11 protein-coding genes are annotated in these 12,329 nt (G+C 69.5%); 6 read left to right on the forward strand and 5 right to left on the reverse strand.

Translation table 11 applies throughout. The annotated features are described in order from the left end of the window. Positions 1-174: 174 nt before the first annotated feature. Positions 175-2,262 (reverse strand): hypothetical protein, encoded by a 2,088-nt coding sequence (locus F9C41_RS00655; protein WP_155384611.1) that lies wholly within the window; start codon positions 2,260-2,262, stop codon positions 175-177. Between the two features lie 329 nt (positions 2,263-2,591). On the opposite strand from F9C41_RS00655, the gene F9C41_RS00660 reads away from it, so the two are divergent. After that, a complete protein-coding gene (locus F9C41_RS00660) occupies positions 2,592-5,111 on the forward strand; it encodes a CHAP domain-containing protein (protein ID WP_196279565.1) in 2,520 nt (839 codons plus the stop codon). A gap of 139 nt (positions 5,112-5,250) precedes the next feature. Here F9C41_RS00660 and F9C41_RS00665 read toward each other — a convergent pair whose 3' ends face one another. Then, complete coding sequence (locus F9C41_RS00665) at positions 5,251-5,880, reverse strand: DUF4360 domain-containing protein (protein WP_155384613.1); 630 nt, start codon at positions 5,878-5,880, stop codon at positions 5,251-5,253. A gap of 728 nt (positions 5,881-6,608) precedes the next feature. On the opposite strand from F9C41_RS00665, the gene F9C41_RS00670 reads away from it, so the two are divergent. From F9C41_RS00670 to F9C41_RS00685, 4 genes are all read left to right on the forward strand, one after another. Further along, positions 6,609-7,316, forward strand: a complete 708-nt coding sequence (locus F9C41_RS00670) for a cation efflux transmembrane domain-containing protein (RefSeq protein WP_155385358.1) — start codon at positions 6,609-6,611, stop codon at positions 7,314-7,316. A gap of 188 nt (positions 7,317-7,504) precedes the next feature. Next, on the forward strand, positions 7,505-8,410 hold the full coding sequence (locus F9C41_RS00675; protein ID WP_155384614.1) for an ABC transporter ATP-binding protein: 906 nt from the start codon (positions 7,505-7,507) through the stop codon (positions 8,408-8,410). Next, positions 8,407-9,360 carry an ABC transporter permease subunit gene (locus F9C41_RS00680; protein ID WP_155384615.1) on the forward strand — a complete coding sequence of 318 codons (954 nt, stop codon included), beginning with the start codon at positions 8,407-8,409 and terminating at the stop codon, positions 9,358-9,360. Before F9C41_RS00675 ends, F9C41_RS00680 begins: the two co-directional genes overlap by 4 nt. Positions 9,361-9,444: 84 nt before the next feature. Continuing rightward, positions 9,445-9,807: a hypothetical protein gene (locus tag F9C41_RS00685; protein ID WP_155384616.1), complete on the forward strand. Its 363-nt coding sequence runs from the start codon at positions 9,445-9,447 to the stop codon at positions 9,805-9,807. Positions 9,808-10,170: 363 nt separating this feature from the next. Here the strand turns inward: F9C41_RS00685 and F9C41_RS00690 are convergent, their stop codons facing one another. The 3 genes from F9C41_RS00690 to F9C41_RS00700 form a co-directional block, all read right to left on the reverse strand. Then, entirely contained in the window at positions 10,171-10,752 is a 582-nt protein-coding gene (locus tag F9C41_RS00690; protein WP_155384617.1) for a DUF5317 family protein, read from the reverse strand. Positions 10,753-11,033: 281 nt separating this feature from the next. Then, a complete protein-coding gene (locus F9C41_RS41965; RefSeq protein WP_330164731.1) occupies positions 11,034-11,600 on the reverse strand; it encodes a sugar O-acetyltransferase in 567 nt (188 codons plus the stop codon). An 84-nt stretch (positions 11,601-11,684) separates the two neighbouring features. Beyond that, complete coding sequence (locus tag F9C41_RS00700; protein ID WP_155384618.1) at positions 11,685-11,837, reverse strand: hypothetical protein; 153 nt, start codon at positions 11,835-11,837, stop codon at positions 11,685-11,687. Between F9C41_RS00700 and F9C41_RS00705 the strand changes: the two genes are divergently transcribed. Then, positions 11,836-12,318, forward strand: a complete 483-nt coding sequence (locus F9C41_RS00705) for a COG4315 family predicted lipoprotein (protein ID WP_155384619.1) — start codon at positions 11,836-11,838, stop codon at positions 12,316-12,318. The genes F9C41_RS00700 and F9C41_RS00705 overlap by 2 nt on opposite strands. Positions 12,319-12,329: the final 11 nt, after the last annotated feature.

Genomic DNA, 12,329 nt, shown 5'->3' on the forward strand with positions numbered 1-12,329 from the left:
ATCGCTGCCCGGTCGTCGATCGGGTTGCCCGCAGCGCTCCGGTATCGCCGCTCTCAGCTCAGCTGCTCGGCCAGCGCGAGGATGATGCCGCTCGCCCCGCGCAGATAGCAGAGCAGGTAGCTGTCCTCGTAGCGGGAAACCTCACCGACGAGTTCGGCGCCGTGCGGCCGGAGGTCATTCGGCGGCGGCCGGCGCGGCCGCGGGTTCGCCGACCGGCGCGCCCGCCTGCCAGGCGGCTCGCCATCCCGCGATCAGCGCGGTGTACTCGTCGACAGCGGCTCGGGCGGCGGCGAGGGTGTCCTGCCGCTGACCCGCGCCGAGGTGCGGCACCGCCGGCTGGCCGTCGGCTCCGAACGCGCGGGCGGTCGCCGCGAACGCCCGGTCGGCCGCCTGGTACCACGCGGACTCGTGGCCGAACAGCCGCACCAGCGCGGCCATGTTCAGTTCGGCCTGCACCAGCTGCCGCCCCGCCGTGTCGGTCGGGGTGACCAATCGGACCCGGCTGCCGAAGGGCATCGGCCGGGCGCGGGGGACCAGCGTGAACCCCGGCGTGCCGTTGGCGGCGACGTCCTCCATGAAGGCGACGACGGCGGCGAGTTCGTCGGCGATCGCGCCGGGAACCGAGGCCAGCGCGTCGCTGCTACGCGGTCGGCCCGCCGTCAGCCGAGCCCACAACGCGATGGTGCGGATCAGCGGCAGCGCCACCAGCAGCACGGTCGCGCCGACGGCCAGGATGATCACCAGGCCCGCCCAGCGGCCGGTGACGTCGGCCGTCAGCTGCCAGTCGAGGATGTCCGTGACGTCCGGGCCGGGTAGCGAGTCGACGACGTGCCACACCGCGGCGGTCAGCGACTGCGAGGCCTCCGTCCACGGACCCGCCGTCGGGGCGGACACGGTGGCCGCGTGCGCGGAAGGCAGCAGCGTCAGCGCCGCACCCGCCGCGATCACGAGGTGCACCGCCCGCAGCGCGTACGCCCGCAGATCCTGGCGCAGCCCACTGGCCGTGTCGCCGTAATCGGCCCGGCCCAGGATCTGCTGCCGCCGGATCGCCGCCCAGACCAGGTGCACCAGGAACGCGACGGTGAACCAGCCACCCGCGGTGGCGAGCGCCTGGTCCAGCGGCAGCCCCCACGGCCGCCAGGTGACGTGTTCGCCCAGCCATACGGCGGCCGGGGCGTCGGCGCCCAGAAAGCCGATCACCAGCGTGAGCGCGATCAGTGCCTCCAGGAACTCCGGGTCCGACCACACGAAGACCAGCACGACCAGCAGGAGCACCAGCCACGCGGCCAGGGTCACACCGATCTTCGCCCATAGGCCCAGCGGGGCGGCCGACGGCAGCAGCAGTTGGCGCACGGGGCTGTCGAACCAGACGAGCAGGCCCGCGCAGGCCAGGGTGATGAGGACGGCCTGTTCGCTCAGGAAGTCGTACATCCAGCGCACGGCGGCCGCGGCCGCCACGGCCAGGGCCGCCGCCGTCACGACACCCGCCAGCGTCGTCAGGGACAGGATCCGGGTCGGCGTGTGACGGTAGAGCTCCACCAGGGTCCACGCGACCCCGGCGCCGGCCGCGACCGTGGTGAGGCGCGGGTCCGCCAGGCTGGACCACGGCCTGCGGGCCCGGAACCGGTGGGCCAGCGCCTCGGAGTAGTTGCGCTCCCGGGCACGGTCCTCGGCGTGGCCGTACAGGGCGATGCCGACGCGCACCAACGGCGGGATGACCACGAGGGCGAACGCCAGTTCGAGCACGTGGCCGGTGACCCCGGGCAGGACCGCCGACTCGGTCCACTCCAGCCGGGCCGGGATGTCGAGCAGCGGCACGGAGCCGACCAGCCGCCACAGGTAGAACCGCTCGATGGTCCACAGCGACGGCGGATCGTCAGACAGGGCGATCGTCAGCGCGACCACGGCCTGGATGCTGGACAGGATGCCCGCGCCCGAGGTGATGAGCGCGATCAGCAGCAGCCGTCGCTGGCTCGGGTCGGCCAGCGAGACGACCACGTTGCGGGTGACGATGACCAGCACGATCACGGCCACCGTGCCGATGATCGTGACCACCGTCCAGCGGCCGAACGGGCCGAACCCGCCCGCCGCGGCCAGCAGCAGCCGGAGCAGGCCGAAGAGTGCGGCGGTGGCGGTGAACGCCAGCAGGATCGGGGCGATCCACGCCCTGATCGGTTTGCCCGCCGTCTCGTCGATCCAGTGCTGGGCCCGGTCGCGCCACCGGTCGTACCCGTCGAACACCGGCGTCAGGAGACGCTCCAAGCGGTCCACATCGGCTCCCCACTCTCGTGCGCGATGATGATCCGCCGCGACTCGGCACTCGTCAATTCCTGGCGTCGCTCCATCAGTCCTGATAATGCGATATATCACACAACATTGATGCCATTGGTTCCAATGTGGAGCAGGAGCCTGATCGGAGCCGTGGGCGGTCTGCCGGTGAGGTGATAACCGATCGTCTGGTCCGATCGGACACTGCTAGGGTGGCCCATCGGTGATCATCTTGCGACGTTGCGGTGATCCCCACTCATCCCCTTCGGCAAGGAGCACTTCACTTGCGCCTGCAAAAAATCATGCTGGGGGGTGCCGCGTTGATGCTGTTGCTGACCGGCGTCACCGTCCTGGCCTCACCCACGCCGGCCAGCGCGGACCCCACCTTCCCGATGTACGGGCCCTATCCGGCCACCACCGCCGTCGACGGCCGCGGCAGCATGAACCCCGAAGACCGCACCAGGATCGACGCGTATCTGACGGGCGCCCAGATCTACCTCAGGTGCCAGGACTCGGGCCCGTCGGTCGGCGGCAGCGGGATCTGGGACTACACCCGCGAGGGCTACTGGATTCCCGACGCCTACGTCAAGACCGGCACCAGCGGCTTCGTCAGCGGGGTGCCGCGCTGCCTCTCGCTGGGCATCGACGGCCACGCCTCGGCCGGCTCGCCGCACGGACCGTACGCGGCCAAGGTCGACGTCAACGGGCGCGGCAGCGCCAACCCGACCGACACGGTGCGGGTCGACGCCTACCTGGCTGGCAGCCTGCTCTACCTCAAGTGCCAGGACTATGGCATCGCTGTCGAGGGCAGCACGCTCTGGGACTACACCTACGACGGCTACTGGGTGCCGGACGTCTACGTCCAGACCGGCACGTCGGGCCGGATCCCCGGGGTGCCGACCTGCACCTCGCTCGGGATCTCGCCCGGGGTCACGACCAACCCCAACGGCGGCCGGCAGTTCCAGGTGCGCACCACGCTCAACGGCTACCACGCCAAGAGCCTCAGCGCGACCAAGGTCGTGGACAGGTACGCCGAGGGCACGTTCATCACGGTGATGTGCCAGGCCTACGGCGAGGCGAACTACGGCGGCTCGACGATCTGGGACAAGACCAGTGACGGGCTCTGGGTGGCGGACTTCTACGTGCGCACCGGCTCGTCGGGGATCGTCATGAGCAGGTGCGACAGCGACGGACCGTCCGGCAGCGGCAACCGCTACCTCGCCAAGACCACCCTCAACGGCTACTCGGGCAAGAGCCTGAACTCGACCGCGACCGTGGACAAGTACCCCGGCGGCAGCTACGTCACCATCGTCTGCCAGGCATACGGCGAGTTCAACTACGGCAGCTCGGCGGTGTGGGACAAGACCAGCGACGGACTGTGGGTCGCCGACTACTACATCTCCACCGGCAGCGACGACATCGTCATGAGCCGGTGCGACAGCACCCCGAAGCCGACCGGCGGGCCGGGCAACCCCACCGTGCCGGGCACCCCGGCACCGGGCAGCTTCATCGACTGGGAGGTCCGCGACAAGATCGTCAACGCGGCCAGGAGCCAGCTCGGCACGCACGAGTGGGGAGACAACTGCAATCCCTACGGTCAGAACGGCGTCAAGTGCGGCTGGGCGTGGTGCTCCATGTTCGCCAGCTGGACCTGGCGCCAGGCCGGCATCGACGTCTTCTTCCCCTACAGCGGCAGCTTCTACGGCTGGGGCCAGGCCCGCGGCCTGCTGCGGTCCAAGAGCAACATCCGGCCCGGTGACGTGGTGATGTTCGGCAGCAGCTCCGGGGCGAGCAACCACATCGGGGTGGTGGTGGGCGTCGATCCCGACGACCGCATCACCACCATCGAGGGCAACTGGAACAACGAGGTCCGGCTCGTCGGCCCGTACGACCCGGTCAGCCCCGGGCCGACCCACGAGAACATCTACGCCGTGGTCGCCCCGGTCAACGACGGCTCACAGGTGTGGCAGGACAGCCCCGCCATCCCCGCGGACGCGACCTGCACCGAGAGCAAGACCCACCTCGGCGTGACCTACCTGCTGTGCCTGGAGGGCACGGGCGCGTCGACGCGGGCCGTGCTGGCGGTGCGGGCGTCCAGCGACATGCCGGTGCGGGCGATGGTCGTCCACAACGGGGGCGTGCTGACCTGCCAGACCAACTACATGAGGGCAGGGGTCTGGCGAAGATGCCAGAGCGGCTACGAGACGGCGAGCAAGTGGCGTCCCTCCACGGCCGATGCCGAGGTCACCGTCGGCGGCAGCGAGCGTCCTGAACTGCATGTGGGCAACGTGGGCCTGTACGGCTCGGAGCAGGAGACCGGCACCTGGTGCGGGCCGGCCGCGATGCAGGCGGCGCTGGAGGCGATGGACGCCAGCCCGCTGCCCAGCCAGTCCAGCCTGGCCAGCCACTCCGGCTCCACCTCGACCGGCACGCTGCCGGGCAGCATGGCCTCGACCATGTCCGCGTTCACGCCCATCGTCGGGACCGGGCTGAAGACCTACGGCTGGTACTCGTTCGGCGACGGCAACCTGCCGCTGGAGTACGGACTGGACCGGGTACGCCGCGGCATCGACAACGGCCAGCCCAGCATCCTGCTCGTCAAGCCGCAGTTGCTGCCGTGGGGCACCTCCGGGGGCAGCGGCCTGCTGCGCCACTGGGTCGTCCTCTACGGATACGGCTCCAGCGACAGCACCGCCGGTGAAACCGGCCAGTACACGAGCAACTTCACCGTGTGGGACCCCTGGGACGACACCCACCACCGGATGAACATCGACCAGCTCATCACCGCGGCGAACGCGGCCGAGGTCCCGGGCGACATCACCACCGTGTCTCCGGCCCTGTGAGCTGAGCGGTGAGTCGGCCACGGCTTGGTTGAGCCGTGGCCGACCCACCGTCCAGCCTGCGTTGCCGCTCGGGGACCAGATCGGCGTCGACGGGTTTCGGTCCGACGGCGCCGTTCTGCGGCTCGGTGCAGGCAGGTGTTCAGCTGGGGCAGCGCAGCAGCTGTGTGGTGGTGACGCGGATGTCGAGTGAGTCCAGGGTGATCTGGCCGCTGCCGCTGCCGCCGTCGAGGCGTACCTCGGCGTTGATGTTGTCGGGGCGCACCGTCTCCGACGCGCACAGCGTGCTCGCCAGTGGTGCCTGCAGGTAGGAGTCGGTGACCAGGTAGTCCTTGCTCACCGGCCCCGCGAAGCTGGTCAGGGCCGGCGTGCCGAGCACGAGGTCGGGGGAGTGGAAGACGTCGCCGCGGCGTCCCGTCATACCAGCTGGAACCTGCACGTAGCCGCGGTGGTCGATCTTGATGGTGGCCAGCCAGGCCAGCGACCGGGGGATGTGCAGGTTCAGGTTGACCTGGCAGTTCTTGCGCCGCTCGGTGACCGGCACGCCGGTGCCGGTGGATGCGACGAACGAGTCGAAGATCATCGTGGCGGAGGTCCGGTCGACGCCGAACGAACTGGCGGTGCTGCCGTTCGGGCATCCGGTGCCGCCGTACGTGATGCTGGCGATGTAGACGCTGTCCGGATCGGGACCGGTGGCGTGTGCGGTGCCGGGGACGGCCGTGGCGGCGAGCAGTGCGACGGTGCAGGCGAGCAGCATGCGGGACGGGCGCATCGACGACTCCCTCGACAGTGGGCGGTCAGGTCCGCATCCTGGCACCCCGGCGTTGCCCGGGGACAGGGCAGCTCACGCCTGCGGGTGAATTGAGGCGACCCGGTTCCCTCGTACGGGTGCGGGCAGCGACGCCGCCGCCCGCACCGCATGTCGGGCGAAGCAGGGATCAGCCACCGTGGTTGAACGGCGCGCCGACCGTGTAGAGCAGCGTGGCCAGCGAGACCAGCGCCAGAGTGAGGCGGATTCGCACGCGTCAGCCTCCGTGTTCGTGTGGAGCGCCGACCGTGTACAGCAGCGTCGCCAGTGAGACGAGCGCCGCGATGACGCGGATTCGCATGTCTGCTCCTAGCTGCCTTCGGTCATCGGTGCGCCGATCGTGTAGAGCAGCAGGGCCAGCGACGCCAACGTGAGCATCGCGTAGACGGCCCGGTGCCGGATGACGGCCAGGGTCATGGTTCACCTCCCGTGATTCGCGTTTGTCTGATCAGGTGTCCCCTCAGGGAACCCCATAATCCGGTGTGGACCAGCGGAGCCCGACGGACTCCGGACACGGAATGTCGTCGACGCTGGTGCTGCGGCTCAGGATTTCCCGCGTGCCGGACGACACCGGACACGCGCACCGTCGGCAGACAGGCACAGCGCGCGAGTGCCGCGATTGCCCGCCAGGCGACACGCAATCCATCCATCACTGAATTCAGGCAGGCGTGTACTATTCAGGAGTGGAGCTGATGCCCGGCGCGTCCCTGGCCCTCGTGACCGCCTCTGACCTGCCGCGACGCAGGGTCCTGGTGCGCCGCGTGCGCGTGCTGGTCGCCGCGACGATTACCTACAACGTCGTCGAAGCCGTCGTGGCGATCACTGCCGGGACGATCGCGTCCTCGACCGCGCTGCTCGGGTTCGGCCTCGATTCGGTGATCGAGGTGGCGTCGGCGGCAGCGGTGGCATGGCAGTTCTCGACCACCGACCACGAACGTCGCGAGAAGGCCGCCCTGCGAGTCATCGCCGTGTCGTTCTTCGCGCTGGCCGCCTACGTCACCGTCGAATCGGTCCGGGCACTGCTCGGCAGCGGTGACGCCCAGCACTCGACGGTCGGCCTGGTGCTGGCCGCCGTCTCGCTGGCGGTGATGCCCGTTCTGTCGGCATTCCAGCGGCGCACCGGCCGCCAGCTCGGCTCGGCATCGGCCGTCGCCGACTCCAAGCAGACCCTCCTGTGCACCTACCTGTCCGCCGTGCTGCTGGTCGGGCTCGGCGTCAACAGCCTGTTCGGCTGGTGGTGGGCCGACCCGGCGGCGGCGCTGATCATCGCCGCCGTCGCCGTCAAGGAGGGCCGCGACGCCTGGCGCGGCGACACCTGCTGCGCAACCATCCCCAGCCGGGACGATGCCACGCCGGGCGGCTGCGCCGACGACTGCTGCAGCGCTCAGGAAGCCCGGTGAGCCGGTCTTCACCGCTGGCCACCCCGCAAGAGCCGGTTCCTGATGGCGTCGGGTCAGTCGCCGGCCGCTGTCCGAGGTCCACCCCGCGGTAGGCCGTGGCGACCGTGCCACCCGGTTCTTGCGTGCCGCCGATACCTAGAACTACTATGCATCACGCTTCTATGTATCGGACGGAAGGGGGCTGGTCGATGGCCGACGATGGTATCGCTGTCAATGGATTGACCAAGCTGTACAAGAACGTGCGCGCGGTCGATGACCTGTCGTTCACCGTCAGCCCGGGCCGGGTCACCGGATTCCTGGGGCCCAACGGCGCGGGGAAGACGACCACGCTGCGCATGGTGCTGAACCTGGTCCGTCCCACGGCGGGAACCACCACCATCGGCGGACGGCGCTACGCCGACCTCACCGACCCCATCCGCAAGGTCGGCGCGCTCCTGGAGGCGTCGGCCGCGCACCGCGGCCGCACCGGCCGCAACCACCTGCGCGTGCTGTGCGACGCGGCCGGGATCCCCATCAGCCGCGCCGACGACGTGCTGGCCACGGTCGGGCTGACGCCGGCCGCGGACCGCAAGTTCAAGGGCTACTCGCTGGGTATGCGCCAGCGCCTGGGCATCGCCGCGGCGCTGCTGGGCGACCCGGACGTGCTCATCCTGGACGAGCCCGCCAACGGGCTGGACCCGGAAGGCATCCGGTGGATGCGGGACCTGCTCAAGTCGCTCGCCGACGAGGGCCGCACGGTGCTCGTGTCGAGCCACCTGATGTCCGAGATGGAGCTCCTCGCCGACGACGTCGTGATCATCGCGGCCGGCAAACTGGTCCAGCAGGGTCCGCTGGCCGAGGTCATCGACTCGGCCGGGGGCGCGCAGATGCTCGTGCGCACGCCCCGTCCCGAGGCGCTCGTCGCCGAGCTGGGTGCCGGGATCACCGCCACACCCGTCGAGGGCGGAGCGCTGCGGATCGTGGGCGCGGACGGGCCGACGATCGGTGCGGCCGCGATGCGGGTGGGTGCCGAGATCCATGAGCTGACCGTCGAGCGGCGCGACCTCGAGAACGTGTTCCTCCAGCTGACGGCCGGAAAGGCAGACATTCGATGACCGCGACACTCCAGGCGCCCCCGGCCCCGCACCGCCCGGTGATCGCCCACGTCGGCATCCCGGGGCTCCGGCTGGTCCGCAGCGAGATCCGGAAGATAACCACCACCAACGCCTGGTGGCTGTTCGGCATCGCGTCGTTGGTCTTCACCGGGCTCGCCCTGTTCATCAACATGTCCGAGGCGGCCCAGCACATCGACCGTGCGCGCGACACCGCGGCGGTGTTCCGGCCGGGCCGCGGCATGAGCGTGGCAGAGGCCGCCGCAGCCAAAGCAGAGTTCGCGCAGCTGCACGACCTGCACCTGCAGGCGGTCAACGCGGCCGGCAACATCTTCACCAGCGGCCAGTTCTTCGGCCTGCTGCTGGTGATGCTGCTCGGCGCCCTCGTCATCACCAACGAATTCCAGTACCAGACGGCGACGGCCACGTTCCTGACCACGCCGCAGCGAACCCGTGTGGTGTTCGGCAAGCTCCTGGCCGTACTCGGCCTCGGGTTCCTGTTCTGGCTCGTGTCGCGGGCCGTGTCGCTGGTAGCCGGACTGGTGTTCTTCGACAACATCGGCCTGACCAACTCCCTGGGCGAGTGGCCGGTCCAGCGGGCGATCATCTTCAACCTCGTCGCGTACCTGCTGTGGGCGCTGCTCGGCTTCGGGCTCGGCACGCTGATTCACAGCCAGATCGGCGCCGTCGTCACCGCGATGGTCATCTATCTCGGTGGGTTCGTCGGCGGGATGGGCGTGTTCAACCTCATCCGGAACCTTCTCATCCACGGCGACTGGGTGCTGACGTCCGCGGTCATCATGCCGTCCATCGCATCGCAGGTCATGGTGTCGCCGGAGAAGCTGTATCCGCAGGCCGCGGCGTGGTGGGTCGGGGTGCTGGTCATGACCGGCTGGTCGCTGGTCGCCGCCGCGATCGGCATCGTGCTCAACCGCCGCCGCGACATCGCCTGACCACACATGACGCCTTTCGGCGCCCCGGCGGCAGCATGCCGCCGAGGCGCCGACTGTCGTCACCGGCGGTCGTACGATTCGCGGGTGACCGTGCAAAGCGTGCTACTCCGCTTCTCCTACTTCGAACATGACTGGATCGAGGAGGACATCGACGGACCGGAGGCGGGCGAGGCGACCCTGCTGCGGGTGGCGTCCGAGGGTGACTGGTTCGAGGTCGACGACGTCGAGCCGGACGCGTTCGACACGCTCGACGCCCTCGCCGAGCGGGCGGAGCAGGTCGTCGTCGGAGAATGGAAGATGCCCGCGGCGGCCGTGCGAGTGCCGGTGGACAAACTCCGTACGATCATCGCCGAGGGCGGCTGGACCTTCGCGGCCGGCGAGTTCTCGGAGTTCGTAGGCAACAATCAGGACACCGAGATGCTCGTCAGGCTCGTCCGCGACCGATGATGCCGGGGCAATGGGCCGGCTGACGGGGGCGGTGCGGGCAGCAACAGCGCCGGCCGCACCGCACGTCGGGCAAAGCCCGATCAGCCTCCCTGCTCGAATGGGGCGCCGACCGTGTAGAGCAGCGTGGCCAGCGAGACCAGCGCCAGAGTGATGCGGATTCGCATGCCTCAGCCTCCGTGTTCGTACGGCGCGCCGACCGTGTACAGCAGCGTCGCCAGCGAGACGAGCGCAGCGATGACGCGGATTCGCATGTCTGCTCCTAGCTGCCTTCGGTCGCCGGTGCGCCGATCGTGTAGAGCAGCAGGGCCAGCGACGCCAACGTGAGCATCGCGTAGACGGCCCGGTGCCGGATGACGGCCAGGGTCATGTTTCACCTCCCGTGATGAGCTGGGGTATCGGATCGGGTTGATCCCGGCGGCGGCGCATCGCGAGCGCCGTCAGCGCGACGGTCCCGGCGCCGATGAGCACGTCGCCGGCACTGACGACCTTGTTCAGCGGCGTGACCGGGATGGTGTCGCCGAGGAACGTGAGCCGGGTCGCATCATCGGCGGGTGCGTTCTTGGGTGTGGTGAGATCCGGTCGCAGGCCGACTGCTTCGGCCGCGGTCGGGTCGTACGGCATGCGCCCGTTGAGGGCGATGGTCAGACCGTTGGCGAGCGCACCCACCGTGATCGCTACGCCGGCGATGCGGATCGCGAGCGGCCACGCGGGAAGGTTCACGGCCAGCCACCACAGGACCAGGCCGAACACCACGACCAGCATGGCCGGATGCCGCAGGGGAGTGACGTAGTACTGCATCGCCTGGACGGCGGCGGCCAGCCACAGCAGCCACAGGGCCGACAGCCGGATGCTGCGCAGGCCGGCGAGGCGACCCCCGCAGGCATAGCCGACGATCACGCCCACCGCGGGTGGTGCGATGAGCAGGATCAGACCGTTGATCGACATTGCGCCACCGGGTGAGCCTCGACAGCTTCGAGTCCGGTCATTCGCGGCTCCTCTCGTCGGTTGGCTCCCAGTAGATCCGATGGTGGGGCGAGGCGTGTCCGATCCCGACATACTCCGGACACGGCAGTCATCGACGCTGGTCCGGTGGGTCCGGAAAGCCGGTGCGCCGGACACCGGACGCATTCTCGGTCCAGCGGCAGATCGAGTCGGCCGGTGGCCGACCGGGGCTGGACCCGATCGGCGTGTGCTTCTGTCGATGTGCGCAGGTGCGCCGATGCGTTTCAGGAGGCTGCGGTAGGCGCGGGCTTCAGCCGCCTGCGCACGACGACACTCGTCGCCGTCACCACGCTCAGTGGTGGCACATCCTTCGCGACAACGGCACCCGCGCCGACGACCGAACCCCGGCCGATCGTCACGCCAGGGGTGATCGTGGCCGCAGCACCGATCCACACGTCATCCTCGATGACGATGGGTGCGTGCGTGATGAATTCGTAGCGTTCGTCGAGCTCGACCGGGTGGCCTGCCGTGCTCAGGGTCACTCCGGGACCGATCAGGACGCGGTCGCCGACGGTGATGCCCCCGTAGTCCAGGAAGAAACATCCCTGATTGATGAAGACGCGCTCCCCGAACGATGCCCCAAGCCCGAAGTCGCAATAGAACGGCGGCAGGATGGACAGGGAGTCCGGCACGGGTCCGCCGAAGATCTCGGTGAGCACCGCCCTGCGCGCACCCAGGTCACCGAACGGCAGCATGTTGAGTCGCGAGGTCAGGCCCATGACGGTCTGCACACGTTCCGCGAAGGCTCGCGACTCGGGCGTCCCCGTTCGTAGGCGTTGCTCGTTGCGCACGAACCGATTCTGGCACCGCCGGCCATGGACTCGGTGACCCACCGGGGCATGGGCTGCAACGTGGTCGTCATGCGATCAGCGAGATCACGTGCCCCTGTCAGCGGTCGCATGGAGAGTGCGGCTCGCCCGGGCGCGGGACTCGGCCTCGATGCGGGTGATGCGCGAACCGTCATCATCCAGGTCATCGCGGGCGTAGGGTTGGCACGTCAGGAAGATCTTGCGGAAGGACTTCGACATGGGCCCGAAGGCAGCACGCGGGCTGGGCAGGGTGACGGTCGCGCTGGCTTTCGCCGCGGCGGCCGTGCTGGGGACCGCGACGACGGCGGTCGCCGACAACCCGCTCCGCGCGACGATGGCAGAAGAGGTCACGGTGCAGACGAGCACCGGACCGATGGGCACGTATCTCACCGACGGTCAGGGCAGGGCGTTGTACCTGTTCGTAGCGGACACCAGCGCCAAGTCCACCTGCTCCGGCGAGTGCGCGGTCGCCTGGCCGCCACTGGTGACGACCGGTGCGCCGAAGGCCGGCGCCGGCGTGGCCGCGGACAAACTGAGCACGGTCGCCCGCGACGACGGCTCGATGCAGGTTCTCTACAACGGTCACCCGCTCTATTACTTCATCAAGGACACGGCACCGGGCCAGACCACCGGCCAGGGCGTGAACGGCTTCGGTGCGCTGTGGTGGCTGGTCTCGCCGACCGGCGACGCCATCACCTGATCGCAGGACCC

It is taken from the genome of Catellatospora paridis, from assembly GCF_009720365.1.
GTDB lineage: Bacteria > Actinomycetota > Actinomycetes > Mycobacteriales > Micromonosporaceae > Catellatospora > Catellatospora paridis.